The organism is Caulobacter mirabilis, from assembly GCF_002749615.1.
In the GTDB taxonomy this organism is placed as follows: Bacteria; Pseudomonadota; Alphaproteobacteria; order Caulobacterales; family Caulobacteraceae; genus Caulobacter; species Caulobacter mirabilis.
Genome location: NZ_CP024201.1, coordinates 793,920 through 818,813, shown reverse-complemented (window position 1 = coordinate 818,813; position 24,894 = coordinate 793,920). Strand labels below are relative to the sequence as shown.

General features: G+C 69.6%; 24 protein-coding genes. 14 read left to right on the top strand and 10 right to left on the bottom strand.

All coding sequences use genetic code 11. From position 1 onward, the window contains the following. Positions 1 to 153: 153 nt before the first annotated feature. The 4 genes from CSW64_RS04010 to CSW64_RS03995 all read right to left on the bottom strand — a co-directional run bounded on the left by CSW64_RS04010 (position 154) and on the right by CSW64_RS03995 (position 3,728). Entirely contained in the window at positions 154 to 1,308 is a 1,155-nt protein-coding gene (locus tag CSW64_RS04010) for an acyl-CoA dehydrogenase family protein (RefSeq protein WP_099620893.1), read from the bottom strand. Between the two features lie 72 nt (positions 1,309 to 1,380). After that, positions 1,381 to 2,388 carry a threonine aldolase family protein gene (locus tag CSW64_RS04005; RefSeq protein WP_099620892.1) on the bottom strand — a complete coding sequence of 336 codons (1,008 nt, stop codon included), beginning with the start codon at positions 2,386 to 2,388 and terminating at the stop codon, positions 1,381 to 1,383. Positions 2,389 to 2,441: 53 nt separating this feature from the next. Then, a complete protein-coding gene (locus CSW64_RS04000) occupies positions 2,442 to 2,912 on the bottom strand; it encodes a hypothetical protein (protein ID WP_099620891.1) in 471 nt (156 codons plus the stop codon). A gap of 72 nt (positions 2,913 to 2,984) precedes the next feature. Beyond that, a complete protein-coding gene (locus tag CSW64_RS03995; RefSeq protein ID WP_099620890.1) occupies positions 2,985 to 3,728 on the bottom strand; it encodes a 2OG-Fe(II) oxygenase in 744 nt (247 codons plus the stop codon). A gap of 156 nt (positions 3,729 to 3,884) precedes the next feature. Between CSW64_RS03995 and CSW64_RS03990 the strand changes: the two genes are divergently transcribed. Further along, entirely contained in the window at positions 3,885 to 5,159 is a 1,275-nt protein-coding gene (locus tag CSW64_RS03990) for an MFS transporter (RefSeq protein WP_099620889.1), read from the top strand. 121 nt (positions 5,160 to 5,280) lie between these two features. Here CSW64_RS03990 and CSW64_RS03985 read toward each other — a convergent pair whose 3' ends face one another. Beyond that, positions 5,281 to 6,432 carry an epoxide hydrolase family protein gene (locus CSW64_RS03985; RefSeq protein ID WP_099620888.1) on the bottom strand — a complete coding sequence of 384 codons (1,152 nt, stop codon included), beginning with the start codon at positions 6,430 to 6,432 and terminating at the stop codon, positions 5,281 to 5,283. A gap of 168 nt (positions 6,433 to 6,600) precedes the next feature. Beyond that, positions 6,601 to 7,203 carry a TetR/AcrR family transcriptional regulator gene (locus CSW64_RS03980; RefSeq protein ID WP_099620887.1) on the bottom strand — a complete coding sequence of 201 codons (603 nt, stop codon included), beginning with the start codon at positions 7,201 to 7,203 and terminating at the stop codon, positions 6,601 to 6,603. A 78-nt stretch (positions 7,204 to 7,281) separates the two neighbouring features. Here CSW64_RS03980 and CSW64_RS03975 point away from each other — a divergent pair, with 78 nt between their 5' ends. The 4 genes from CSW64_RS03975 to CSW64_RS03960 all read left to right on the top strand — a co-directional run bounded on the left by CSW64_RS03975 (position 7,282) and on the right by CSW64_RS03960 (position 13,087). Beyond that, complete coding sequence (locus CSW64_RS03975; RefSeq protein WP_099620886.1) at positions 7,282 to 8,346, top strand: DUF2855 family protein; 1,065 nt, start codon at positions 7,282 to 7,284, stop codon at positions 8,344 to 8,346. A 249-nt stretch (positions 8,347 to 8,595) separates the two neighbouring features. Continuing rightward, a complete protein-coding gene (locus tag CSW64_RS03970; RefSeq protein ID WP_099620885.1) occupies positions 8,596 to 9,990 on the top strand; it encodes a carotenoid oxygenase family protein in 1,395 nt (464 codons plus the stop codon). Positions 9,991 to 10,100: 110 nt separating this feature from the next. Beyond that, positions 10,101 to 11,507, top strand: a complete 1,407-nt coding sequence (locus CSW64_RS03965) for a DUF4139 domain-containing protein (RefSeq protein WP_099620884.1) — start codon at positions 10,101 to 10,103, stop codon at positions 11,505 to 11,507. Further along, on the top strand, positions 11,504 to 13,087 hold the full coding sequence (locus CSW64_RS03960) for a DUF4139 domain-containing protein (RefSeq protein ID WP_150131322.1): 1,584 nt from the start codon (positions 11,504 to 11,506) through the stop codon (positions 13,085 to 13,087). The genes CSW64_RS03965 and CSW64_RS03960 overlap by 4 nt, the downstream gene beginning before the upstream one ends. 192 nt (positions 13,088 to 13,279) lie before the next feature. Here the strand turns inward: CSW64_RS03960 and secA are convergent, their stop codons facing one another. Together secA and CSW64_RS03950 are read right to left on the bottom strand one after the other, a co-directional pair. After that, positions 13,280 to 16,051, bottom strand: a complete 2,772-nt coding sequence (gene secA / locus CSW64_RS03955) for a preprotein translocase subunit SecA (RefSeq protein WP_099620882.1) — start codon at positions 16,049 to 16,051, stop codon at positions 13,280 to 13,282. A gap of 297 nt (positions 16,052 to 16,348) precedes the next feature. Further along, entirely contained in the window at positions 16,349 to 17,140 is a 792-nt protein-coding gene (locus CSW64_RS03950) for an LOG family protein (RefSeq protein ID WP_099620881.1), read from the bottom strand. 102 nt (positions 17,141 to 17,242) lie between these two features. Here CSW64_RS03950 and CSW64_RS03945 point away from each other — a divergent pair, with 102 nt between their 5' ends. From CSW64_RS03945 to CSW64_RS03935, 3 genes are read left to right on the top strand one after another with little or no spacing between them, the layout of a single operon-like run. Beyond that, entirely contained in the window at positions 17,243 to 18,223 is a 981-nt protein-coding gene (locus tag CSW64_RS03945; RefSeq protein WP_099620880.1) for a peptidylprolyl isomerase, read from the top strand. Next, entirely contained in the window at positions 18,224 to 19,714 is a 1,491-nt protein-coding gene (gene argJ / locus CSW64_RS03940) for a bifunctional glutamate N-acetyltransferase/amino-acid acetyltransferase ArgJ (RefSeq protein WP_425430362.1), read from the top strand. Between the two features lie 32 nt (positions 19,715 to 19,746). After that, positions 19,747 to 20,325: an SEL1-like repeat protein gene (locus tag CSW64_RS03935; protein WP_099620879.1), complete on the top strand. Its 579-nt coding sequence runs from the start codon at positions 19,747 to 19,749 to the stop codon at positions 20,323 to 20,325. 55 nt (positions 20,326 to 20,380) lie between these two features. Here CSW64_RS03935 and CSW64_RS03930 read toward each other — a convergent pair whose 3' ends face one another. Beyond that, the gene (locus CSW64_RS03930; RefSeq protein WP_099620878.1) at positions 20,381 to 20,977 is read right to left on the bottom strand and encodes a hypothetical protein; all 597 of its coding nucleotides are present in this window, start codon (positions 20,975 to 20,977) and stop codon (positions 20,381 to 20,383) included. A 98-nt stretch (positions 20,978 to 21,075) separates the two neighbouring features. On the opposite strand from CSW64_RS03930, the gene mutT reads away from it, so the two are divergent. Further along, positions 21,076 to 21,501 (top strand): 8-oxo-dGTP diphosphatase MutT, encoded by a 426-nt coding sequence (mutT, locus tag CSW64_RS03925; RefSeq protein WP_099620877.1) that lies wholly within the window; start codon positions 21,076 to 21,078, stop codon positions 21,499 to 21,501. After that, a complete protein-coding gene (locus CSW64_RS03920) occupies positions 21,498 to 21,665 on the top strand; it encodes a Flp family type IVb pilin (RefSeq protein WP_099624103.1) in 168 nt (55 codons plus the stop codon). Before mutT ends, CSW64_RS03920 begins: the two co-directional genes overlap by 4 nt. Here the strand turns inward: CSW64_RS03920 and CSW64_RS03915 are convergent. Beyond that, a complete protein-coding gene (locus tag CSW64_RS03915; protein ID WP_099620876.1) occupies positions 21,662 to 22,582 on the bottom strand; it encodes a methyltransferase domain-containing protein in 921 nt (306 codons plus the stop codon). The two genes, CSW64_RS03920 and CSW64_RS03915, sit on opposite strands and share 4 nt — an antisense overlap. On the opposite strand from CSW64_RS03915, the gene CSW64_RS03910 reads away from it, so the two are divergent. Genes CSW64_RS03910 through CSW64_RS03895 form a run of 4 tightly spaced genes read left to right on the top strand, consistent with a single transcriptional unit; the run spans position 22,581 to position 24,891 of the window. Continuing rightward, entirely contained in the window at positions 22,581 to 23,354 is a 774-nt protein-coding gene (locus tag CSW64_RS03910; protein ID WP_099624102.1) for a ComF family protein, read from the top strand. The two genes, CSW64_RS03915 and CSW64_RS03910, sit on opposite strands and share 2 nt — an antisense overlap. A gap of 29 nt (positions 23,355 to 23,383) precedes the next feature. Continuing rightward, the gene (grxC, locus tag CSW64_RS03905) at positions 23,384 to 23,638 is read left to right on the top strand and encodes a glutaredoxin 3 (RefSeq protein WP_099620875.1); all 255 of its coding nucleotides are present in this window, start codon (positions 23,384 to 23,386) and stop codon (positions 23,636 to 23,638) included. Continuing rightward, a complete protein-coding gene (locus CSW64_RS03900; RefSeq protein ID WP_099620874.1) occupies positions 23,635 to 24,456 on the top strand; it encodes a carbon-nitrogen hydrolase family protein in 822 nt (273 codons plus the stop codon). The genes grxC and CSW64_RS03900 overlap by 4 nt, the downstream gene beginning before the upstream one ends. Further along, positions 24,457 to 24,891, top strand: coding sequence for a DUF1178 family protein (locus tag CSW64_RS03895; RefSeq protein WP_099620873.1), 435 nt, complete (start codon positions 24,457 to 24,459; stop codon positions 24,889 to 24,891). Positions 24,892 to 24,894: the final 3 nt, after the last annotated feature.

Genomic DNA, 24,894 nt, shown 5'->3' with positions numbered 1-24,894 from the left:
CGGCGGCGTGTGACGGTTTTGCTGGCCAACGCCGGTCATCCCGGCGAAGGCCGGGACCCAGCTACGGGCTCAGCGTTAGATGATTACCCGTCGAAGCCCAGCCCTCCGACCTGGGTCCCGGCCTTCGCCGGGACATACGGGTAGAGGGCGCCGTCAGAAGCTCTTCGGCATCCCCAGCACATGCGTGCCCACGTGGCTCAGGATCAGGTTCGTGCTGATCGGAGCCACCTGGTACAGGCGCGTCTCGCGGAACTTGCGTTCGATGTCGTACTCCTCGGCGAAGCCGAAGCCCCCGTGGGTCTGGATGCAGGTGTCGGCAGCGGCCCAGCTGGCTTCGCTGGCCAGCATCTTGGCCATGTTGGCCTCGGTGCCGCAGGGCTTGCCAGCCTCGAACAGCGCCGCCGCATGGTCGACCGCCAGAGCCGCCGCCGACAGCTGGACGTAGTTGCGGGCGATCGGGAACTGGACGCCCTGGTTCTCGCCAATGGCGCGGCCGAACACCGAGCGCTCCTTGGCGTAGGCGCTGGACCTGTCGATGAAGAACCGGCCGTCGCCGATGCATTCGCTGGCGATCAGGATGCGCTCGGCGTTCATCCCGTCGAGGATGTACTTGAAGCCCTTGCCCTCCTCGCCGACCAGGTTCTCGACCGGCACCTCGAGGTTGTCGAAGAACAGCTCGGTGGTGGCGTGGTTCAGCATGGTGCGGATCGGCCGGATGGTCAGGCCGTTCCCGACCGCCTCCCGCATGTCGACCAGCAGCACGCTCATGCCCTCGGCCGGCCGCTTGGCGTCCTCGCGCGCGGTGGTGCGGCAGAGCAGCACCATCAGGTCGCTGTGCTCGGCGCGGCTGATCCAGATCTTCTGGCCGTTGACCACGTACTTGTCGCCCACCCGCTTGGCGAAGGTCGAGATGCGGGTGGTGTCGGTGCCCGCGGTCGGCTCGGTGACCCCGAACGCCTGCAGCCGGATCTCGCCGGTGGCGATCCTGGGCAGGTAGCGCTCCTTCTGCTCGGCCGAACCGTGCTTCAGGATCGTGCCCATCGTGTACATCTGGGCGTGGCAGGCGCCGCCGTTGCAGCCGCTGCGGTGGATTTCCTCCAGCACCGCCGTCGCCGCCGACAGGCCCAGGCCCGAGCCGCCGTACTCTTCCGGGATCAGCACCGACAGGAAGCCCGCTTCCGTCAACGTCTTCACGAACTCGGTGGGATAGGTCCGGTCGCGATCCAGCGCGCGCCAGTACTCGCCGGGAAAGCCGGCGCACAGCTTGCGCACGGCCTCGCGGATCTCGGGATGGGATTGCTCGCTCATGCGATCGAGCTAAGGCGCGGACGCTAGGTCAGGCAAGCCCAACTCGCCTCCGCTCTCCCGATGGGAGAGGACTCAAGCGATCTCCCGCAGCGCCGAGCCCAGCTCCTCGACCATCTCCGGCGTGGTCGCCCAGGAGCACATGAAGCGCACTGTCCCGTCCAGGAAGCGGTAGACGAACCAGCCCTTGGCGCGCAGCCGCTCCAGGGCCGCCTCGTCCATCTCGACGAAGATGCCGTTGGCCTCGACCGGGTGAGCGATCGGGAAGGGCATCAGCGCCGCCAGCTTCCGGGCCATGGCGTTGGCGTGGGCCGCGCGGATCGACCAGGCGCCGGTCTCCAGCATCCCGATCCAGGGGGCCGACAGGAAGCGCCCTTTCGACACCAGTTGGCCGGCGTGCTTCAGGCGCGCGTCCAGGCGGCGGCCCAGGTCCTTGTTCAGCAGCACCAGCGCTTCGGTCGGGGTCGAGCCAGCCTTGGTCCCGCCCATGACCAGGATGTCGACGCCCATCGTCGCCACGGCCTTGAGGTCGAAGCCGGCGGCGACGGCGTTGGACAGCCGCGCGCCGTCCAGGTGCACGCCGTAGCCCATGGCCTTCACCGGCTTCACCAGCGCCGCCAGCGCTTCCACGGACTGCACCGTGCCGTACTCGGTGGCGTTGGTCAGCGACAGGGCCGCGGCCGGCTGGCGGTAGGAGACATCGGGCTCGGCCAGCGCCGCCTGCAGCGCCGCCGGGTCGATCCGGCCGCTCGCGCCCGGCAGCGGGATCAGCCCGACCCCGGCGCCGAAGAAGCCCGGCGCGCCGGTCTCGTCGGTGCAGATGTGGGCATGTTCGTGCGCCAGCACCGCTTCGTGGGGCTGAGCCAGGATCCCCAGCGCGAGGCAGTTGGCGGCGGTGCCCGAAGCCGTGAAACGGATGTCCGCATCGGCGTCGAGCGCGGCGCGGATCAGATCGGCGGCGCGGGCGCTGACATGGTCGGTCCCGTAGCCGGACGCGGCGCCCGCATTGGCGGCGGCCAAGGCCTCCATCACCTCGGGCATGGCCCCGGCGACATTGTCGGAGGCGAAATCGTAGCGGGCCATGGCGGTATCCGGGACTGAGGGCGGTCAACGGCCTATAGCCGCCCGGCTTGTCCCTACGCCAGCCGTCCGATGATCGCGTAGCGGTCTGGCGCGCCCGGCGCGACCAGAGTCAGCAGCGGCGTCCGTGCGCCGTCAAACAGAGTGACCGCCCCCGCCTGGGGTCGAAAGCCGGCGACCTGATCGCCGTCCTGGAACAGCAGCAGCCCGCCGCGCGGAGAGGGCCAGTCGTCATTGAGGTCGAGGAGAAAGGTCGTCCCCGCCTCGGTCGGCGGCAGGCCGAAGTCGCCGGCGCGATGGCGCACGAGGCGGGCGGAGGCGACCCCCAGCGCCGCGGCGAGCGCGCCGCCGCCGCCGTCGCTCGCGTCGAGCCCGCGCCCTTCGCCTTCCAGCCGCATCCAGCATCCGGCCTTCGCCGTCGCCAGAAGATCGTCGAGGTCAGCGGTCTCGATCAGGCTCCGCGCCCAGCCGCGCTCGGCTAGCGCGGCCGTCAGTCTCTCTCTGTCGACGAGTGAAATCTTCCGCACCCGAACCCCGACCAGCTCCCCCCAGAACCTTACGGATTTGTAACAACAGGTTCGGCGGCTTGGCCAGCGGGTTCAGCTCTCGCCCGGCGCGGGCGGAGCGGACCGGATCCAGCCGGTCAGCGATATGCGCTGGTCGCCGGCGAAGGGCGCGACCAGGGACACGGCGTGGCGCTGCGGCACCTTGAAGATGTTCAGGGCGTTGAACGCCGGCACATAGCCTTCGGCCACGTGGTCCTCGTCGTCGAGGAACATCAGGATGCCGCCCCAGTCGGCCCGCCAGCGCGCCGTCAGATTCAGCACATAGGCGTAGAGGCGGTTCTTCCCCGGGGCCTCGTCGTCATGGGCGGTCAGGAAGTGGCCCGGCAGATAGCGGGTCGCCATCATGTCGCAGTAGGCCGGGCGGTCGTCGCCGGTCAGCTCGCGCACGAAACCCAGGAAGGTCTCGCTGTTCATGAACCGCCAGATCGCGACCAGGGCCGGGTCGACCGGCTGGTCGAACTGCGCCAGGGCGCTGACCCGGATGGAATCGAACACGTAGCGGAACGAGTCGCGGGCCATGTCGTGCAGCCCCTTCTCGAAGGCCGCGCGCTGCTCCGGCCCCAGTTCCTCGATCTCCTCGATGGACAGTTCGGCGTCGCGCCCATCCTCGACGTGGACCGTCCGCCGCCAACCTTCAGCGCCGACGATGGCGCGATGCAGCGCGATCGCGTCTTCCTGGACCAACACGCCCGGCAGGTGCAGGCGTCCGAACTGGCGGAAGATCGGCCTGCAGGCCTCGGGTCGCAGCCCCTGGTCCAGTCTCAGCGGGCGGTCCAAGCCACTTCCCATCACTCTGCGGGAGCCGGGGGGCCGCCCTCCGCGGGCAGGATCAATCGCCGTCACCCGCTTCGGGCAAGTTAAACATCGGACAGATTCCTTGACCGCGCCGCCGTCAGCCCCCAAGCGGAGGAAAACAAGGAAACGGGGGAAACCATGACCGAGACGGCGATCGCCAGGCCGCAGACGCGGCGCGTCCTGACCGCCAGCCTGGTCGGCACGGCGGTGGAGTTCTACGACTTCTACATCTACGCCACGGCCGCGGCGCTGGTGTTCGGGCCGCTGTTCTTCCCGTCGGACAGTCCCTCGGCCCAGCTGATGGCCTCCTACGCCACCTTCGCCATCGCCTTCATCGCCCGCCCGGTCGGCGCGGTCTTCTTCGGCCACTTCGGCGACCGCATCGGACGCAAGTCGACCCTGGTCGCCTCGCTGATGCTGATGGGCGGCTCGACGGTCGCCATCGGCTTCCTGCCCACCTACCAGATGGCCGGCTGGGTCGCGCCGCTGCTGCTCTGCATCCTGCGCTTCGGCCAGGGCTTCGGCCTGGGCGGCGAGTGGAGCGGCGCGGCGCTGCTGGCGGTCGAGAACGCCCCGCCGGGCTGGAAGGCCCGGTTCGGCATGTTCCCGCAGCTGGGCGCGCCGGTCGGCTTCCTGGCCGCCAATGGCTTCTTCCTGATCCTCGGGCTGGTCCTGAACGAGGAGCAGTTCAAGACCTGGGGCTGGCGCATCCCCTTCATCGTCAGCGTGGTGCTGGTCGGCATCGGTCTGTGGGTGCGCGGCCGGCTGACCGAGACGCCGGACTTCAAGGCCGCGATGGAGAAGGCCCCGCCGCCGGCCGTGCCGCTGGGCGAGGTGCTGAAGAACCACTGGCGAGAGACCCTGGGCGGCACCTTCGGCGTCGTGGCCTGCTTCTGCATCTACTACATCGCCACCGCCTTCGCGCTGGGCTACGGCACCACGACGCTGGGCTACAGCCGCGAAACCTTCCTGATGGTCCAGCTGGTCGCCATCCTGTTCATGGCCGGAGGGATCATCTGGGCCGGCTACTGGTCGGACGCCACAACGCCCCGTCGGGTGCTGATGTGGGGCTGCGCCCTGACCGCGGTGCTCGGGCTGTTCTTCTCGCCGCTGCTCGGCGGAGGCTCGCTGCTGCTGATCGGCGTGCTGCTGTCGGTGCTGCTGCTGATGATGGGCTTCGTCTACGGCCCGCTCGGCGCCTGGCTGCCGGGGCTGTTCCCGGCGCGGGTGCGCTACACGGGCTCGAGCATCGCCTTCAACGTCGGCGGCATCATCGGCGGCGGCCTGACCCCGATGGCGGCCCAGCTGCTGGTGAGCAAGGGCGGCGTCGCCTACGTCGGCTACTACGTCAGCGCCGCCGCGGTGCTGAGCCTGGTGGCGCTGTTCTTCCTGCGGAGGCAGGCGGAGGATTGAGACTCTCTCCCACGTGCCATCCCGGAAGCCTCGTGGAGGCTATCCGGGACCCCGGCAGGCGCGTTGCGGTCCTGGGTCCCGGCTCTCCGCTACGCTACGGCCGGGATGACGGCGCAAGAGTTCACCCCGCTTCCCGCGCCCAGGCCCGGACGTCCTCGACGAACAGGTCCGGCTCCTCCATCGCCGCGAAATGGCCGCCGCGGGGCATCTCGGTCCAGCGAGTGATGTTGTAGGCCCGGTCGGCCCAGCTGCGCGGCGGGGCGCTGTAGAGAGCCTCGCCCGGGAAGTTGGCGAAGGCGGTCGGAGTCTCGCAGCGCTGGCCCTCCGGCAGCACCACGCCGCCCTCCTCGATCAGGCCGCGATAGTACCAGGCGCCGGTCGTGAAGCTGCCGGTCATCACGTAGATCATGACGTTGGTCAGCAGCTGGTCGCGCGTATAGACGCCGACCACCGGCTTCTCGCGCAGGTCGGACCAGTCGTGGAACCGCTCCAGGATCCAGGCCGCCTGCCCCACCGGATTGCCGGCGCCGAGCCAGGCCAGGGACTGCGGCTTGGAGGCCTGCAGGCCGAAGTAGGCGCCCAGCATCTGCATCATCGCGCCGGTGCGGGCGATCCAGTCGATCTCCGCCTGCGACCGCGGCGGCCCGGCCGGGCGCAGGCCGATCATGTTCAGGTGGATGGCTTTGGCATGGGCGCCATGGTCGAAGCCCAGCCAGGAGGTCACCAGCGCGCCCCAGTCGCCGCCCTGGGCCAGGTAGGTCTCGTAGCCCAACACCTGGGTCATCAGCGCGTTCCACAGCCGGGCCGTGGTCCGCTGGCCGATCGGCCGCGTCGGCTTCGACGAGAAGCCGAAGCCCGGCAGGCTCGGGATCACCAGGTCGAAGGCGTCGGCCGGATCGCCGCCGTGACGGCTCGGGAAGGCCAGCTTCTCGATGCTCGCCCAGAACTCGTAGTGGCTGCCGGGCCAGCCGTGGGTCAGCAGCAGCGGCCGCTTGCCGCCCGCCTCGCCGACGACATGGACGAAGTGGATGTCGAAGTCCTCGACCCGGGCGGTGAACTGCGGAAACCGGTTCAGCTCCGCCTGCGCCGCCCGCCAGTCGTACTGGTCGGCCCAGTGGACGCAGATCTCCTCCAGGAACCGCGCGTCGGTCCCGTACAGCCAGCCGTTGTCCACGGCCGGCGCCGGCGGCCAGGGATAGCCCCGCACCTGGTCGAGCACGCGCCGCACCTCGGTCTCGGACCAGTCGACCTGGAAGGGTTTGGGTTCGGACATCGAAGGCTCCCCGCGGATGCGTCGTGCGTCCTTCGAGACGCGGCTTCGCCGCTCCTCAGGATGACGCAGTCGGATGGGCTGCAACAAAGTTCGTCATGGTGAGGAGCGAGCCTCAAGCGAGCGTCTCGAACCACGCAGCGAAACCACGCACGCCTTCCCCGGCGACCGTCAAGCCCGCGGCTTCAGTCCGCGCAGAATCGTGGCGAAGGCTTCGCGGCGCAGGGCGGACGGGTCCACGTCCGGCGACAGCTTGCCGGCCATCTGCAGCACCAGCTGGCCGTGCAGCGACGACCAGATGATGTGGGCGATCATCACCGGATCGCCCTCGGCCTCTCCGGCCTTCACCAGGCCCTCGGCGTGGCGGATCAACATGGCGCGCGAGCGGGCCGTCGCCTCGACCAGGTCGGGATAGTCCGCCTCGTTCGGCTGGGCGAAATCGAACATCAGCCGATAGGCGTCGGGGTTCTCCAGCGCGAACTTCACATAGGCCCGGCCGGTGGCGGTGGTCAGGCCCACCCCGTCGACGCTGGCCGCCGTCGCCGCTTCCAGCGCGCCGGCGAACCGCGCGAAACCGCTTGCGCGGACCGCCGCCAGGATGGCGTCCTTGTCCTTGAAGTAGCGATAGGGCGTCATCGGGCTGACCCCCAGCGCCGCCGCCAGCTGTCGCATGGTGACGCCGTCGGGGCCGTGCTCTGCGAACAGATGCTCGGCGGCCGTGATCAGGCGCTCGCGGAAGTCGGCGACATCGGTCTCGGAAAGCAGGCGCGGCATCTGTCTTTAAACGTTCGTTTGACTTAGGGTCAGAGCTAACGCTTACACTGTACGTCAGTCACCGCAAAGGAGACAGCCATGACCATCCAGGGTTGGGACCTGATCGTCGGCCGCGACAAGCTGAACAAGACCCATGTCGTCGAGGCCCCCGCCGTCGCGCCGGCCGACGGCGAAGTCCGCCTGCGCATCGAATCGTTCGCGCTGACCGCCAACAACGTCACCTACGCGATGGCCGGCGACCAGCTCGGCTACTGGCAGTTCTTCCCCGCGCCCGAGGGCTGGGGCCGGATCCCGGTCTGGGGTTACGGCGTCGTCGAGGTCTCGCGCCATCCCGACTTCCAGCCCGGCGAGCGGTTCTACGGCTACTGGCCGATGTCGAGCCATCTGGTCGCCCAGCCGCGACGGACGCCGGCCGGCTTCATCGACGACGCCCCGCACCGCGCGCCGCTGCCGCCGACCTACAACCTCTATCAATCCGCGCCGGCCGGCGGCGACTTCGAGGCCGAGCGGTCGGTGATCCTGTTCACGACCTCGTTCCTGCTCGAGGACTTCCTGGAGGAGAGCGACTTCCACGGCGCCAGGTCGGTGATCCTGACCAGCGCCTCCAGCCGCACCGCGATCGGCCTGGCCCATCGCCTGAAGGCGGCCGGCAAGGTCAAGGTCGTCGGCCTGACCTCGCCCCGCAACCAGGCCTTCGTCGAGGCGCTCGGCTACTACGACCAGGTCGTTCTCTACGACGACTTCGAGGCCGCGCCGGTGGCGACGCCGGCGGTGCTGGTCGACTTCGCCGGCGACGCCGGGCTGATCCGCCGGATCCACGAGCGGTTCGGCGACGAGCTGAAGTACAGCTGCCTGGTCGGCCTGACCCACTGGCAGGACTTCACCGGCGGCCAGTCGGAACCGATGCCCGGCCCGGCGCCGATCTTCTTCTTCGCGCCCGACCGCATCACCAAGCGCCGCCAGGATTGGGGCCCGGAAGGCTTCCACCAGCGCCACGACGCGGCCTGGCGGACCTTCGCCGCCGACACCGGCCGCTGGCTGAAGATCCAGACCTGCCAAGGCGCCGAGGCCGCCAAGACCGCCTACCTCGCCGTCCTCGCCGGCGAGGCCCGCCCGGACCAGGGCATCATCGTGAAGCCGTAGGGAACGGGACACTGAACAACGTTGCGTGGTTCGAGACGCCGGCCTGAGGGCCGGCTCCTCACCATGACGTATTCAGCAAGGCTCGGTCTTCGTCATCCTGAGGAGCGAGCCTCAAGCGAGCGTCTCGAAGGACGCAAAGGATTTCCGCCCTTCCGCGCATGTCCCCGCGTCTCTTGACTCTCGTTCCATTTACGCCGTAAGTTTACACCGTTCAGATCGAGCCCGCAGAGGCTTCACGGAGGACAGGCCATGGACGGCGACGCGCGCATCAATCCCTATCTGACCGGCAACTTCGCGCCGGTGCGGACCGAGGACGACTTCGAGCTGGAGGTGGTCGGCGAGATCCCGGCGGGCCTGCGCGGGGCGCTGTACCGCAACGGGCCGAACCCGCAGTTCGAGCCGCGCGACCCGAACCACCACTGGTTCTCCGGCGACGGGATGATCCACGGCTTCTTCGTCGGCGACGGCAAGGTCAGCTATCGCAACCGCTGGGTCAGGACCGAGAAGTGGAACCTGGAGCACGCCGAGGGCCGTTCGCTGTTCGGCACCTTCGGCAATCCGATGACCACCGATCCGGAGTACATCGGCCGGGACACCGGCGGCGCGGCCAACACCAACATCGTCTGGCACGGCGGCAAGCTGCTGGCGCTGGAAGAGGCGCACGCCCCCTTCGCGATCGATCCCGACAGCCTGGAGCCGGTCGGCTCGGTCGACCTGGGCGGCAAGGTCACGGCCCATCCGAAGTTCGATCCCGACACCGGCGAGATGGTCTTCTTCGGCTACGCCGACGCGATGATGCCGCTGTCGCCGATGGTCAGCTACGGCGTCGCCGACAAGGACGGCCGGCTGACCCGCCGCGAGACCTTCGAGGCGCCCTACAGCTCGATGGTCCACGACTTCATGGTCACCCGGAACCATGTGCTGTTCCCGATCCTGCCCCTGACCGGCAGCCTGGAACGGGCCATGGGCGGCAAGCCGCCGTTCGCCTGGGAGCCGGAGAAGCCGGCCCTGGTCGGGGTCATGCGCCGCGACGAGGACACCACCAAAATCCGCTGGTTCTCGACCGACGCCTGCTACGTCTTCCACGTCATGAACGCCTGGGAAGACGGCTCGAAGGTCGTGGCCGACGTGATGAAATACGACGTCGCGCCGCTGTTCCCTCTGGCCGACGGCCGCCGCGGCCGGCAGTGCGGCGCCTATCTGGTGCGCTGGACCTTCGACCTGGCCGACGCCAGCGACACCATCCGCGAGGAGCGTCTGGACGACCTGGCCGGGGAGTTCCCGCGCTACGACGAGCGCTTCACCTTCGAGCAGAACCGGCACGGTTGGTTCGCGGGCCAGACCACCAAGCCCGGCGACATCCGCACCAACACCGTCTCGCACATCGACCTGAAGACCGGCCGCCGCGGCGACTACATCGCGCCGGTCGGCGACGGCGTCGGCGAGCCGGTCTTCGTCCACCGCTCGGACGACGCGCCCGAGGGCGACGGCTGGGTTCTGGCGGTCGCCTACCGCGCCGCAGAGGACCGCAGCGAGCTGCTGGTGTTCGAGGCTCAGGACATCGCCGCCGGCCCGGTCGCCGTCGCGAAGGTTCCGCGTCGAGTGCCTTACGGCTTCCACGGCAACTGGGTGGACGGGCGGTAACCCGACCGTCTGCCCCGGCGAAGGCGCTATCCGAAGATCACTGGAGTACCGCCTCGACAATCCCCTCCGGGCCGTGACAGGTTCAGGCCGACGGCTCGGAGAGGATCTTCATGCGCAATTGGCTTCTGGCGACCGCGGCCCTGGCCGTCCTCGGATCCCCCTCGGCTCAGGCCCAGAACCCCGCCGCCGCCGCGATCGGCCCGGCGCCCGAGCGCAAGCTGTCGGTGACCATCTACAACTCCGGCCAGTCGCTGGTGGAGGACGCCCGCCACCTGGACCTGAAGGCCGGCCGCCAGCGGCTGGAGTTCAAGGACGTCTCGCCGAACATCCGGTCGGAGACCGTGTCGCTGTCGGCCGCCGACGTCGGCATCGTCGAGCAGAACTTCGACTACGACCTGCTGACCCCCGACATCCTGATGGAGAAGGCGGTCGGCCAGCAGATTCGCATCGTCCGCACCAATCCCGGCACCGGCCGCGAAACGACCGAGACCGCCACCGTCCTGGCCGCCAACGAGGGCGTCGTCCTGCAGATCGGCGACCGCATCGAGGTGCTGCGCGACGACGGCCTGCCGACCCGTGTGATCTTCGACAAGGTGCCGCCGAACCTGCGCGCCCGCCCGACCCTGTCCGTCACCGTCGATTCCGCCCGCGCCGGCGCACGGGAGACGCGGCTCAGCTACCTGACCGGCGGCCTGGGCTGGCGCGCCGACTACGTCTCGCTGTTCGACGAGAAGAGCGGCCGAATGGACATGACCGGCTGGATCACCCTGACCAACAGCTCCGGGACCGACTACGAGAAGGCCGACGTCCAGCTGGTCGCCGGCAACGTCGGCGGGGCGGCGTCGCCGCGCCCCCGTCCGCCGCGCGGCGCGCCGGGGATCGTGACCTCGGCCGGAACCCAGTCGGGCGAAGGCGCGCTGGGCGACTACTACCTCTACACTCTGCCCGAGCGGACCACGATCGCGCAGAACCAGACCAAGCAGGTCAGCTTCCTCAGCGTGCAGCAGGCGCCGGCCAAGAAGGTCTATCGCGTCCAGCTGGGCGACTTCACCAGCCAGGAGCAGCCGATCTCGGCCGACGTCCGCCTGGATTTCACCGCCGGCTCCGGCGCCGCCAGCAGCCCGCAGATGCCGGCCGGTGTGATCCGGGTCTATATCCGCGACGCCAAGGGCGACCCCAAGTTCATCGGCGAGAACAACATCCCCCACACCCCGGCCGGCTCGGACCTGTCCGTGCAGACCGGCCGGGCGTTCGACGTGACCCTGCAGCCGACCCTGGTCTCGCAGGAGCGGATCAACGACCAGCGCACTCGCTACGAGATGACCTATCTGGTCCGCAACGCCCGGCCCGAGCCGGTGGTGGTCAACGTGCGCCAGTCGGGCTTCGGCCGGCGCGCCAAGATCCTCAAGGAAAGCCTGCCCAGCCAGAGCCTGAACGCCTTCACCCGGGCCTGGGAGGTGGCGGTCCCGGCCAACGGCGAGACCACGGTGACGGTGTCGTTCGAGAACGGCTGGTGACCATGCGCGCAGGCGTCGGCGCCCTGCTGATCGCCCTGCTGGCCTCTGTCGCCCTTCCGGCGATGGCGGCGCCCGTCGTCACGTCCGAGCGGCCCGAGTCGACGACCCTGACCATCTATCCGGACCAGGCCGTCGACGACATCGCCGAGATCTTCGGCTTCGACCCGAGCACCGGGCTGGCCCTGGTCACAGAATGGCGGACCGTCGAAGTCCCGGCCGGCGAGACGACCGTCCGGCTGCGCGCGGTGGCGGAGGGCATCATCCCGGAGACGGCGACGTTGGAGGGCCTTCCCGCCCGGCTGGTCGAGCAGAACCAGGACTTCGACCTGCTCAGCCCGGGCGCGCTGATCGCCGGCTCGGTCGGCGAGCGGGTCAGGCGGGTGCGGACCAACGCCAGGACCGGTCAGGAGACCGTGGACGAGGCCATCATCCGCTCCGGCCCTAACGGCGTGGTGCTGGAGATCGACGGCCGGTTCGAAGCCATGGGCTGCGGCGGCGGGCCCGAGCGGCTGGTGTTCGAGCGCACGCCCGAGGGTTTGACCGACCGGCCGACGCTGTCGGTGACGCTGAACGTCCGCGAGGCCGGCCGCTATCCGGTGAAGCTGACCTATCTGGCGGTCGGGCTGCTGTGGCAGGCGGACTATGTCGCCCAGGCGCGCGACGACGGCGGCATGGACCTGCTGGGCTGGATCACGCTCAAGAACCTCAGCGGCACGACCTTCGCCGACGCCCCGACCCAGGTGGTGGCCGGCAAGCTGGAGACCACCGGCGAGGGCCGGGCGACCATCACCCGGGCCAAGACCCGCAGTCCGGCCTGCTGGCCGATGGACACGACGTCCGGACGGCTGCGACCGCCCCCGCCGCCACCCCCTCCGCCGCCTCCCCCCGCGCCAGCGCCGCCCGCCATGGACATGGTCGTCTCCGCCATGCGCCGCTCCGAGGCGATGGTGAGCGTTGTCGCCGTCATGGCCGTGCAAAGCGAGCTCGGCGACTACAAGCTCTACAGTCTGCCGACCCCGACCACCGTCGCGGCGCGCCAGACGAAACAGGTGGCGATGCTGAGCCAGGACGGCGTCCGCTTCGATCGCATCTACCAGTTCCGCAACGCGCCCGGCGCGACGTGGGAGCCGGATCAGGTCGTCGCCCCCAGCCTGCTGCTGCGCACCGACAACACCAAGGCCAAGGGCCTGGGCCTGCCCCTGCCCGGCGGCAAGCTGACCATCCTGCAGACGACGCCGGAGGGCCGCCGCCTGCTGGCCGCCGAGACGACCTTCGAGAACACGGCGATCAACGCGCCGCTGGAGCTGACCCTGGCGTCGGCTACCGACATCGAGGTGCGGCCGAAGGTCGTGCGCGCCTGGAAACGCGGCAAGCGCGACCTGACCGAGTACGAGGTGGCGGTGACCAACGACCGCGCCTATCCCGCGACCTTCGAGGCGGTGCAGCTGGCCTACGGCCCGATGCGCATCGTCTCGGAGAGCCAGCGCCACCAGGTCAAGCCGGCCGGCCGCACCTGGACGCTGAAGCTGCAGCCGGGCGAGACCCAGACCCTGCGCTACACGGTCGAGACCCGGCCGTAGCCTTTGGTCATCCCGGCCGAAGGGCCGCGCAGCGGACCGCAGAGCCGGGACCCAGGCCAACCGCTCCGCGCCGGCCACTGGGTCCCGGACAGCCTCTGCGAGGCTTCCGGGATGACACCACTCCGATGAAAAACGCCGCCCGTCCTTTCGGACGAGCGGCGCTTCACGCCCCTGCCAGGGTCGGCGCGGTCGCTAGACCAGCGCGCCGTGGCAATGCTTGAACTTCTTGCCCGAACCGCACGGGCAGTCGGCGTTGCGGCCGGTGCGCTCCCAGCCGGCCGGCAGGGCCGACACCGGCAGGGCCGCGCGCTGCTCGCCGGTCAGGTCCGCGCCCGCGCCGGCGAAGGCCAGGGCCCGCTCGTTCTCGCCGGTCAGCGGGTCCATGTGGACCTCGGTGAACTGCAGCGGCGCGGGCTCGGGCTCCGGCTCGGCGAACTGGAACTCCACCGTCATCAGCCAGCGGGTGACGTTGGTGCGCAGGTCGCCCAGCAGCTTCTCGAACAGGCTGAAGGCTTCGGTCTTGTACTCGTTCAGCGGGTCGCGCTGGCCGTAGCCGCGCAGGCCGATGACGTTGCGCAGGTGATCCAGGTGCACGAGGTGCTCGCGCCACTGCATGTCGATCATCTGCAGCAGGAAGTTCTTCTCGACCGAGCGCATCTGCTCGGCCGACAGGATCTGCTCGCGCTCGGCGGCGCGGACGTCCGCGGCCTTCTCGATGCGCTCCTGGATCTCCTCGTTGGCGATGCCTTCCTCGGAGGCCCAGTCCTTCAACGGCAGCTGCAGGCCCAGGACCGCCTGGACGCGCTCGTCGAGGCCGTCCACGTCCCACTGCTCGGCGTAGGCCTTGGGCGGCAGGTGGCGCTGGACCAGGTCCTCGATCACGTCCCGACGCATCTCGGTGACGATCTCGGACAGGTCGCTGGACTCCATGAACTCCTGGCGCTGCTCGAACACGGCCTTGCGCTGGTCGTTCACGACGTCGTCGTACTTCAGCAGGTTCTTGCGGATCTCGTAGTTCCGCTGCTCGACGCGCTTCTGGGCGGTGGCGATGGCCTTGTTCAGCCACTTGTGGGTGATCGCCTCGCCTTCCTGGACGCCGAAGGAGCGCATGATCGCGTCCAGGCGATCGCCGGCGAAGATGCGCAGCAGGTCGTCCTCGCAGCAGAGGAAGAACTTCGAACGGCCGGGGTCGCCCTGACGGCCGGTCCGGCCGCGCAGCTGGTTGTCGATCCGGCGGCTTTCGTGGCGTTCGGTGCCCAGCACGTACAGGCCGCCGGCGGCCAGGGCCGCGGCCTTGCGCTCGGCGATCTCGGCTTCGAAGCGGGCCTTTTCCGCCTTCTCGGCCTCATGCGAGGGCTCGATGCCCAGGCCCTGCTGCTCCTGTCGCCACTTGGCGATGTGCATCTCGCTGTTGCCGCCCAGCTGGATGTCGGTGCCGCGGCCGGCCATGTTGGTAGCGATGGTCACCGCGCCCGGCACGCCGGCGTCGGCCACGATCAGGGCTTCCTGTTCATGGTAGCGGGCGTTCAGCACGTTGTGCGGGATGCCCTTCTGCTTCTTTCCGTCCAGCTCGAACTCGTGCTTGGACAGCAGTTCGGACAGCTGCTCGGACTTCTCGATGGTCACGGTGCCGATCAGGATCGGCTGGCCTCGGCGGTAGCAGTCCTCGATCTGCTTGAGGATCGCGGCGTTCTTCTCGGCGGCGGTCCGGTAGACCTCGTCGTCCTCGTCGATCCGCTGGATCGGACGGTTGGTCGGGATCTCGGCGACGTCCATCTTGTAGATGTCGCCGAACTCCTGGGCCTCGGTCGCGGCCGTGCCGGTCATGCCCGACAGCTTCTTGTAGAGGCGGAAGTAGTTCTGGATGGTCACCGAGGCCAGGGTCTGGTTCTCGGGCTGGATATCGGCGCCTTCCTTGGCCTCGATCGCCTGGTGCAGGCCTTCGGACAGGCGGCGGCCCTGCATCATGCGGCCGGTGAACTCGTCGATCAGGATCACCTCGCCGGCCTTGACGATGTAGTCCTTGTCCCGCGTGTACAGGATGTTGGCGCGCAGGGCCTGGTTGACGTGGTGGACCACCGAGACGTTGGCCGCGTCGTAGAGGCCGGCGGTGTCCTCGCCCAGATGGCCGCCCTGCATCAGGACGTCCTCGATCGTCTCGGAGCCCTTCTCGGTCAGCAGCACCTGGCGCTGCTTCTCGTCGTGCTCGAAGGTCTCGGAGTCCTTGATCAGCTCCTTCACCAGACCGTCGATGATCCGGTAGAAGTCCGAGCGGTCCTCGGTCGGGCCCGAGATGATCAGCGGCGTGCGCGCCTCGTCGATCAGGATCGAGTCCACTTCGTCGACGATGACGAAGTTGTGGCCGCGCTGGACCATCTCGGAGACGTCGTAGACCAGGTTGTCGCGCAGGTAGTCGAAGCCGAACTCGTTGTTCGTGCCGTAGGTGATGTCGCTCTGGTAGGCCGCCTGGCGCTGCGACTGGGACAAGCCGTTGACGATCACGCCCACGGTCAGACCCAGGAAACGGTAGACCTGGCCCATCCAGTCCGCGTCGCGCTTGGCCAGGTAGTCGTTGACGGTGATGACGTGGACGCCCTTGCTCTCGAGGGCGTTCAGGTAGGTCGCCGTGGTGCCGACCAGGGTCTTGCCTTCACCGGTCCGCATCTCGGCGATGCCGCCCTTGTGCAGGATCATGCCGCCGATCATCTGCACGTCGTAGTGACGCTGGCCCAGGGTCCGCTGGGCCGCCTCGCGCACGACGGCGAAGGCTTCGCTCTGCAGATCCTCGAGGGACTCGCCCTTGGCCAGGCGCTCGCGGAACTCGACGGTCTTGGCCCGCAGCTGCTCGTCCGTCAGAGCCTGCATCTGCGGCTCCAGGGCGTTGATCTTGTCCACGCGGCCCTGCATGGCCTTGACCTTGCGGTCGTTGGAAGAGCCGAAGAGCGATTTGGCGAAGCCGAACATGCGAGCGGGTTTCCGGTGAATAATAGGGCGCATCGGCGGCGTTCGGTTCGCGCAAGCCTCCAGGCTCGCTCGAAAAACCGCCTTTCCCAGCGCGCCGGAGACTTAAGCAGCGGTCAAGACAGTGTCAACGCGGCGGCCCGGCGCACGCGCAGGTCGTGACCTGGGCGCCGCAGTTTGAGGCGGATGGGCGTTGCGTCCTTCGAGACGTTGACGGTGACATGCTCCGGCAGGGCCGGTGCGTGTCCCCATTCCTTAGAGAGCCGCGGGGACACGCACCCTGAGGGAGCATGTCCCCGCCTAGGTCAGCGCCTCCGCCTCGATGCTCTCGCCGGGCTTCAGGCCGCACTTCAGCAGTTGCGCCCATACGCCCTCCGCGTCCTCGGCGAAGCGGATGAGCTCCATGTCCTTGGCCGCGATCATGCCGTGTTCGATCAAGGCGTCGAAGCCGACCACCGAACGCCAATAGGCCTCGTCGAACAGCACGATCGGGATCGGCGGCGCCTTGTCGGTCTGGCGCAGGGTCAGGATCTCGAACAGCTCGTCGAAGGTGCCGAACCCGCCCGGGAACACGACCAGGGCGTTGGCGCGCATGGCCAGGTGCATCTTGCGCATGGCGAAGTAGTGGAAGCGGAAGGTCAGCTCCGGGGTGGAGTAGCGGTTCGGCTCCTGCTCGTGCGGCAGGGTGATGTTGAAGCCGACCGAGGGCGCGCCGGCCTCGGCGGCGCCGCGGTTGGCGGCCTCCATGATCCCCGGGCCGCCGCCGGTGGCGACGACGTTGTCGCGCGGTCCCGAACCCTTCAGGATCGCCCCGCCCCGCTCCGAGGCGATCCGCCCGAACGTCCGCGCCTCCTCGTACCAGCGGGCCTGGCGTTCGCCGTGATCGGGGCCGACGCGGGCGCTGCCGAACACCACGATGGTCGAACGCACGCCCCAGGCGCGCAGCGCTTCCTCGGCCTTGGCGTATTCCAGCAGGAAGCGGACGCCGCGCATCGAATCGCCCAGCAGGAAGTCCCCGTCGAGGGCGGCCAGGCGATAGGACGGCGAGGCCATCTGGGCGGTGTTGTTCGGCGGATCGGCGGGAAGGGTCATGTCGGCTCCCGGACAGTGGATTCCCCCGCGTTATAGATGGTTCCATCCGACCCGGGCATGCTCTAGGGAGCGGATGAACCTCGCCGTGGAGAACCGGCCGTCATGAAGATCGCGCGACACGGCGCCTGGAGCGCCCTGCTGGCCCTGGCCCTCGTCTTCACGGTGGCCGCCTGCGACCGCAACAAGGGGTCCGAACGTCCGCCCGAGGCCGGCGACACCGCCGTGGCTCGCGTCGACGGCCGGGCGATCTGGGCCTCGGACGTGAAGCGCGAGGCGGTGGCCCAGGGCCTGATCGGCGAGGGCGAGCCGCTGGACGTCTCGTCCGACCTGTTCCGCCGCGTGCTGGACGAGGTCGTCGACCAGCGCCTGCTGGCCGCCGAGGCCATCCGCCAGAAGCTCGACAAGGATCCGATCGCCCAGCAGCGCATCCGCGCCGCAGAGCAACGCATCCTGGCCGACATGGTGGTCGAGGGCGTGGTCGAGAAGAAAGTGACCGAGAGCGCCATCCGCGGCCTCTATCAGGAACAGCTGCGCCTCTCCCGCCAGTCCGACGAGATGAAGGCCCGCCAGATCGTGGTCCCGAGCCAGGCCCAGGCCGAGGAGATCAAGAAGCTGATCACCGCCGGCGCCTCGTTCGAGGCCCTGGCCATGGAACGGTCGACCGACGCCGCCACCCGCTTCAGCGGCGGCGACTTCGGCGGCTACTTCACCCTGGACGTGATGCCGGAGGCCTACACGGCCGCCCTGAAGGACGCCAAGGCCGGCGACATGGTCGGCCCGTTCCCGGTCGAGGGCGGCTTCGCCCTGGTCCGCGTCGAGGAGAAGCGCCAGGAGGCTCCGATCACGCTTGAGGCCGCCCGACCGCAGATCGTCCGCTTCCTGACCTATGACGAGGTGCGCGAGCTGCTCGAAAACCTGCGCGGCAAGGCCAAGGTCGAGGTGCTGCTCGGCAAGCAGCCCGACGTGCCCGGCGCGCCGCGCGAACCCGCCTCGGCCCCGCCCGGACCGCCGCCCGCGGCCGCCGCGCCCGCCGCGCCGCAACCCGCCGCTCCCGTTGTTCCCGCCCCGCCGGCCAAGAAGTAGATGACCAAGACGCCGCCCAAGACCCCCGCGCCCAAGGCGAAGCCCACGAAGCTCAAGGCGCTCGGAGCGCTGGAGGCCGCCGCCAAGCCGGTGGAGGCCATGGGCCATGCGGTCGAGCGCGCCCTCGACCCGCTGGCGACGGCGCTGAAACGCGCCGGCCTGCGTCGGGCGGAGAAGGAAAGCCGCCAGTTCGCCGCGGCGGACGCGCCGGTCGAGGCCGCCGCCCCGGCCGCCGCCGGAGCGCCGGGCAAACCGGGCCTGAAGGTCTCGCCGATGGCCGCGCCGCTGCCCAAGATGCCGCCGATCGCCGGGGTGCAGATGGCCATCGGTCGGGCCGGCTTCTACAAGCACGAACGTCCGGACCTGCTGCTGATGCGGTTCGCCAAGGACACCGCCTGCGCCGGGGTCTTCACCCGCCACGGCATCGGCTCGGCGCCGGTCGACTGGTGCAAGCGCCAGCTGGAAGCCTCGGGCGGCGACAACGTCCAGGCCCTGGTGGTCAACGCCGGCTGCGCCAACAGCTTCACCGGCAAGCCCGGCGCCGACGCGGTGCGCCGCGTGGCCGGAGCCGTGGCCAAGCGCTTCGACTGCCGCCAGCGCGACGTGATGATGGCCTCGACCGGCGTCATCGGCGTGGTGCTGGACGACGGCAGGATCACGCCCAAGCTGCCCGATCTCGAGCATCGGCTGACCGACGACGCCTGGCAGGACGCCGCCCGGGCGATCATGACCACCGACACCTTCGCCAAGGGCGCGACCGCCACGGCGAAGATCGACGGCCGCACGGTGCGGATCAACGGCATCGCCAAGGGGTCGGGCATGATCGCGCCGGACATGGCGACCATGCTGGCCTTCGTGGCCACCGACGCCAACATCGCGCCCAAGGCCCTGCAGACCCTGGTCAGCCTCTACACCCGCACGACCTTCAACTGCGTCACCGTCGACGGCGACCGCTCGACCAACGACACCCTGATGCTGTTCGCGACCGGCATGTCCGGCGCGCCGCGGATCAGTCGCGCCGGCGACCACCGGCTGGCCGACTTCCGCGAGAAGCTGGAGGCCGTTCTGCTCGACCTGGCCCTGCAGCTGGTCAAGGACGGTGAGGGCGCGACCAAGTTCGTGAAGATCAACGTCACCGGCGCCGAGAGCCCGGCCAGCGCCCGCAAGATCGCCCGCACCATCGCCGAGAGCCCGCTGGTCAAGACCGCCTTCGCCGGCGAGGACGCCAACTGGGGCCGCATCGCCATGGCCATCGGCCGCGCCGACGAGCCGGTGAACCGCGAGAAGGTCAGCATCAAGTTCGGCGAGCTGTTCGCCGCCCACGACGGCCTGGTCGCCACCGACTACTCCGAGGCCAAGATGAGCGCCTACATGAAGAAGCAGGAGCTCGAGGTCAGCGTCGACGTCGGCGTCGGCCGCGGCTCGGCCAGCGTCTGGACCTGCGACCTGACCAAGGAATACGTGGCGATCAACGGGGACTACCGGAGCTGAGCGCCGAACCGGAGGACGCCGAGGCGCTGATCATGGCGGCCAGCGACCTTGAGGACGCTGGCGACCTGGACGGGGCGATCACCCTGTATCGGCGTGCAGCGATCCTCGGGGACAGGACGGCTCAGATGAACCTCGGGGTCATTCTTAGCCGTCCCGGCTCGCCGCACGAGGCCGAGGGTCTGCGCTGGAGCTATCGCGCCACCCGCTCCGGCGAGGCGGCTCCGGCGTGGAACCTGGCCATGCATCACCGGATGCGCGGCAATCGGCGTCGCTATTTCCATTGGTTGAAGGTCGCCGCGGACCGGGGCGACGAGGAGGCCATCACCTTTCAGCGCGTCATCGCCGACATCCGACGCCGAGGCGGCCGGGCGCCGATGCTCTTCCTTGAGGAGATCGACACGTCCGTAGTCGGCATGATGCTCGACGCCTTCCTGAAGGGCGAGGAGGACGCCGCGAGCCTGCAGAAATGGGCCGAAGCCATCGTTCGTGGCGAGGCGGCTCTGGGACCGCCCCGAAGCCGACTGATCGCCGAGGTCGTCGACGAGATGGCCCTCACGCGTCCTCGAATGACCAAGCGGCGGGCGCGGGAGCTGATCTTCAAACTGGGATGACGTCGGCTCATCGGCCGCGGCCCGGCCATGCGGCGATCAACGGGGACGACCGGCGCTAGCGCGGCTCGTCCGGGCGGCGCGCTACGGTCATGAAGATGCTGCCGCGCCCGTCCTTCTCCTCCACCACGAACACCGTATGGACGGTGCGATCGGCCCAGGCGGCGGCGATGGCGGCCGGGCTGCTGTTGAACAGGCCCGTCTCCGGAACGATCGCGCCCTCGCGACGCGAGTACATCCAGACATGCCGGCCCTCGCCGTTGATGAAGGCCTTGCCGAGCTTCGCCGCGAGGCCCGACTGCAACGACGTCGCCATCTGATCCCCGAACACTGCGCAGACCGAAGAGACGGAACCGCTGTCAAGAGGGACGTCGGGGACGATAACGTTGGCGCGGACCATCTGCTTGTGGCCGACGTTGACGAGCGTGACGCCTATCTCGCCCTCGCGCGGCGCTCTGGTGCGCGGAGAGGGCGGGGACATCTTCCAGCCCAGCCGAAACGCCTCCTTCGTCACGGCGTCGATCCGGGCGTCGGTGCCGATGCACAGCGTGTCGAAGGCCTCGACGAGTTCAGCGCGGGCAGGCGCGGCGCAGATCAGCGCGCCGCCGATGGCGGCCAGGACGGCAGCGACCGCTCGCTGGAGCCGAAGACGCATGATGGTTTCCCCCGCAGTCCAGACAGGCTAGGCGGAGCAGGTCACCGGATCAACCGGCGCCGCTGGCGCCGTTCCGCCTCGCCTGCTACCTCCGCCGCATGACCGAAGCCGCCGCGTCCGCCGGAAAGAAGATCGTCCTCGTCGCCGCCGCAGCGCTCGTCGATTCCGACGGCCGCGTGCTGATCTGCCGGCGGCCGCAGGGCAAGCAGCTGGCCGGGCTGTGGGAGTTTCCGGGCGGCAAGGTCGAGCCCGGCGAGACGCCCGAGGCCTGCCTGATCCGCGAGCTGGACGAGGAGCTCGGGATCCAGGTGAAGGAGGCCTGCCTGGCCCCGTTCGTTTTTGCGTCCCACGGTTACGATTCGTTTCACCTACTTATGCCACTCTACCTATGCAGGCGCTGGGACGGCTTCGTGACGGCGCGCGAACACGAGGCTCTGGCTTGGGTAAGACCGGACAAACTCAGCGAGTATCCGATGCCCCCGGCGGACGAACCGCTGGTGGCCTACCTGCGCGATTTTCTCTGAAGGCCTTCGGACGCGACGAGAGCGGGGCCACCGCGATCGAGTACGGCCTGATCTGCGCGCTCATCTTCCTGGTCATCGTCACCTCGGTGACGGCCTTCGGCAACAAGACCAGCGACATGATCAAGATGATCAGCGACGTGATCGGAACCGCGATCAGCGGCTAGGCCTCGCCCGGCTTCTCGCCCGCGCTCTTCTCCACCGTCCCCAGGGCGTCGGCCAGCCGCATCTTCGCCGATCCCGGCTTGAGCGGCTTCTGCTGGCTCTCGTGCGGCGCCCAGCCGGTGATGGTGACGATCTCGAACGTCGCCGGCACGCGGCCGTCGGCCTGGGCGAAGCGGGCCTGATAGATATCCATCGCCCGCAGCAGCACGGCGCGGCGCAGCGGCTTGCGCGGCCGGTCGAGGAGGACGTTGCCCTCCCCCATCGCCCGCAGGTCGCGCAGCAGCTCCAGCGGATTGGCGTAGCGCACCGTCACCCGGTCCACGTCCGTGACCGGCAGGGCGAAGCCGGCCCGCTGCAGCAGGGCGGCGGCGTCGAAGGCGTCGGCGAAGGGCGAGACGCGCAGGCCGGCCCCGCCGCTCAGTTCGGCCTCGGCCTCCAGCAGGCTCTGGCGCAGCTCGGTCAGGGTGGCTCCGCCCAGCAGCGCGCCGATGAACAGGCCGTCCGGCTTCAGCGCCCGCCGAATCTGGATCAGCGCCCCGACCAGGTCGTTGGTCCAGTGCAGCGCCAGGGTCGAGACCACCAGGTCCAGGCTGGCGGCCGCGAACGGCAATCGCTCCTCGTCCGCCACGAGCCGCGGGCCGGCGCGCCCCGTCAGCATCGCGGTCGAGAGGTCGGTCTCGACCAGCAGATCGATCTTCCCGGCCGCGTCGCTGTCCGCCAGCGCCGCTGCGAAAGCGCCGTTCCTCGCGCCCAGATCGACGGCGACCGGAAACCGTCGCATGATCGCCTCCAGGCGCTGGACGGCGTCCTCGGCCGCCCGCCGCTTGAGGAAGGCGGCCTGGTCGTAGCCGGCCGCGGCGCGGTCAAGGCGGCGGCGGTGAAGGTCGCGGTCGAACAGGATGGGGGGCGTCGCGGTCATGCGGGCGGAACATGGCCCTTCACGCGGACGAATGGAACCGCTGAGCGTCGCGGCGCGCGGCCTGCTGGACCTGATCCTGCCGCCGCGCGACCTGGCCGGGGCGACGGCGCAGACCGGCGGCCTCGCCGCCCAGGTCTGGAGCCGCATCGCCTTCCTGGAGGATCCGGTCTGCGACGGCTGCGGCTCGCCGTTCGAGTTCGACCCCGGCCCTGACGTGCGCTGCGCCGCCTGCGCGAGCCGTCCGCGCGCCTTCGACCGGGCCCGGGCCGCCTGCCTGTACGACGAGGCCTCGCGCGATCTGATCCTGAAGCTGAAGCACGCCGATCGCACCGACCTGGCCGGGCTGGCGGCGACCTGGCTGGCGCGCGCCGCCGCGCCGCTGATCGCGGAGGCCGACCTGATCACGCCGACGCCGCTGCATCGTTGGCGGCTGATGACGCGGCGCTACAACCAGGCCGCCGAGATCGCCCGGCCGCTCAGTCGCCGGTGCGGCCTGCCCTACCTGCCCGACGCCCTGGTCCGGATCCGCGACACCGAGAGCCAGGGCGGCAAGTCCGCCTCCGGCCGTCGTCGGAACATGGCCGGCGCCTTCTCCGTCCCGGCCGCGCGCCGGCGCCAGGTCGAGGGTCGGCGCATCCTGCTGGTCGACGACGTCCTGACCACCGGCGCCACCGCCCATGCCTGCGCCCGGGCGTTGAAGGCGGCCGGGGCGGCCTCGGTCAGCCTGGCCGTCATCGCGAAGGTGCGCGCCGGGGCGGATGTCACTATATGACGGGTAAGCAACAGGCTCCGTTACGCGTCATGGCCAAGGTCACCATCTACACCCGTCCCTTCTGCGGCTTCTGCAGCCGCGCCATCGCCCTGCTCGAAGACAAGGGCGCCGACTTCGAGGAGATCGAGGCCGGCATGGATCCCAAGCTGCGCCAGGAGATGATGAGCCGCTCCGGCCGCACGACCTTCCCGCAGATCTTCGTCGGCGACCGGCATATCGGCGGCTGCGACGACATGATGGCCCTGGAATGCGAGGGCAAGCTGGACGCGCTGCTGGCCGCATGACCCTGCGCGTCGCCCTCGTCCAGCTGCGCACCCCGGCCACGCACGCGGCCGCCCTGGCCCATGTCGAGCCGCTGGTCCGCCAGGCCGCGGCCCAGGGCGCTCAACTGATCGTCACGCCGGAAGGCACGAACATCCTGCAGAAGGACAAGGCGCGGCTGCTCCCGGTCCTGACCTCGGCGGAGGACGACCCCGTCGTCCAGGGCCTGCGCGCCCTGGCCAGGGAGCTCGGCGTGTGGCTGAGCATCGGCTCGGCCCTGGTCGAGCGCGAGGACGGCAAGGCGGCCAACCGCCAGATCCTGGTCGCGCCCGACGGCTCGGTCGCGGCGACCTACGACAAGCTGCATATGTTCGACGTCGACCTGCCCACCGGCGAGACCGCCCGTGAATCGGCGACCTACGAACCCGGCGACCGGGCGGTGACGGTCGAGGCCGCCGGCGCCATGCTGGGCCTGACCATCTGCTACGACATGCGCTTCCCCGCGCTGTACCGGGCCCTGGCGCTGGCGGGCGCGAACGTCTTCACCCTGCCGGCCGCCTTCACCCGCCCGACCGGCGAGGCGCACTGGGAGACCCTGATCCGCGCCCGCGCCATCGAGACCGGCAGCTTCGTGCTGGCCGCGGCCCAGGGCGGCTTCCATGAGGACGGCCGCGGAACCTGGGGCCGCTCGACCGTCGTCGCGCCCTGGGGCGAGATCGTCGCCAAGCTCGATCACGACGAACCCGGCGTGCTGGTCGCCGACATCGACCTGTCGGCCTCCGACAAGGCCCGGGCGGCGATCCCGAACCTGAAGAACGCCCGGGCGTTCACGGGGCCGTAGATGATCAAATACGCCCTCGTCTGCGAGCACGAGCACGAGTTCGAAGGCTGGTTCGGCTCGTCCGCCGACTATGACGACCAGCAGGATCGCGGCCTGCTGGACTGCCCCGTCTGCGCCAGCAAGGCGGTGCGCAAGCAGATCATGGCCCCCGCCGTCGCCGGCACCAAGGCGCAGACCGCCGGCCCAGACCTGAACCCGCAGATGCGCCAGATGGTCATGGAGGCCATGGGCAAGGTCCGCGCCCACGTCGAGGAGAACTTCGACTACGTCGGCGACGCGTTCGCCCGCGAGGCCCGGGCCATCCACGAAGGCAAATCCGAGGACCGCGGCATCTACGGCGAGGCCACCCCCGCCGAGGTGAAGTCGCTGGTCGAAGACGGCGTCAACGTCGCCGCCCTGCCGCCCGGTCCGCCGAAGAAGACCGAGGTCAACTGACCT

Bases quoted from the DNA above. Each gene is read 5' to 3' on its own strand.
- CSW64_RS04010 (WP_099620893.1), bottom strand. From the start codon at position 1,308: ATGAGCGAGCAATCCCATCCCGAGATCCGCGAGGCCGTGCGCAAGCTG.
- CSW64_RS04005 (WP_099620892.1), bottom strand. From the start codon at position 2,388: ATGGCCCGCTACGATTTCGCCTCCGACAATGTCGCCGGGGCCATGCCC.
- CSW64_RS03990 (WP_099620889.1), top strand. From the start codon at position 3,885: ATGACCGAGACGGCGATCGCCAGGCCGCAGACGCGGCGCGTCCTGACC.
- CSW64_RS03985 (WP_099620888.1), bottom strand. From the start codon at position 6,432: ATGTCCGAACCCAAACCCTTCCAGGTCGACTGGTCCGAGACCGAGGTG.
- CSW64_RS03980 (WP_099620887.1), bottom strand. From the start codon at position 7,203: ATGCCGCGCCTGCTTTCCGAGACCGATGTCGCCGACTTCCGCGAGCGC.
- CSW64_RS03975 (WP_099620886.1), top strand. From the start codon at position 7,282: ATGACCATCCAGGGTTGGGACCTGATCGTCGGCCGCGACAAGCTGAAC.
- CSW64_RS03970 (WP_099620885.1), top strand. From the start codon at position 8,596: ATGGACGGCGACGCGCGCATCAATCCCTATCTGACCGGCAACTTCGCG.
- CSW64_RS03965 (WP_099620884.1), top strand. From the start codon at position 10,101: ATGCGCAATTGGCTTCTGGCGACCGCGGCCCTGGCCGTCCTCGGATCC.
- secA (WP_099620882.1), bottom strand. From the start codon at position 16,051: ATGTTCGGCTTCGCCAAATCGCTCTTCGGCTCTTCCAACGACCGCAAG.
- CSW64_RS03950 (WP_099620881.1), bottom strand. From the start codon at position 17,140: ATGACCCTTCCCGCCGATCCGCCGAACAACACCGCCCAGATGGCCTCG.
- CSW64_RS03945 (WP_099620880.1), top strand. From the start codon at position 17,243: ATGAAGATCGCGCGACACGGCGCCTGGAGCGCCCTGCTGGCCCTGGCC.
- argJ (WP_425430362.1), top strand. From the start codon at position 18,224: ATGACCAAGACGCCGCCCAAGACCCCCGCGCCCAAGGCGAAGCCCACG.
- CSW64_RS03935 (WP_099620879.1), top strand. From the start codon at position 19,747: ATGGCGGCCAGCGACCTTGAGGACGCTGGCGACCTGGACGGGGCGATC.
- CSW64_RS03930 (WP_099620878.1), bottom strand. From the start codon at position 20,977: ATGCGTCTTCGGCTCCAGCGAGCGGTCGCTGCCGTCCTGGCCGCCATC.
- mutT (WP_099620877.1), top strand. From the start codon at position 21,076: ATGACCGAAGCCGCCGCGTCCGCCGGAAAGAAGATCGTCCTCGTCGCC.
- CSW64_RS03910 (WP_099624102.1), top strand. From the start codon at position 22,581: ATGCGGGCGGAACATGGCCCTTCACGCGGACGAATGGAACCGCTGAGC.
- CSW64_RS03915 (WP_099620876.1), bottom strand. From the start codon at position 22,582: ATGACCGCGACGCCCCCCATCCTGTTCGACCGCGACCTTCACCGCCGC.
- grxC (WP_099620875.1), top strand. From the start codon at position 23,384: ATGGCCAAGGTCACCATCTACACCCGTCCCTTCTGCGGCTTCTGCAGC.
- CSW64_RS03900 (WP_099620874.1), top strand. From the start codon at position 23,635: ATGACCCTGCGCGTCGCCCTCGTCCAGCTGCGCACCCCGGCCACGCAC.
- CSW64_RS03895 (WP_099620873.1), top strand. From the start codon at position 24,457: ATGATCAAATACGCCCTCGTCTGCGAGCACGAGCACGAGTTCGAAGGC.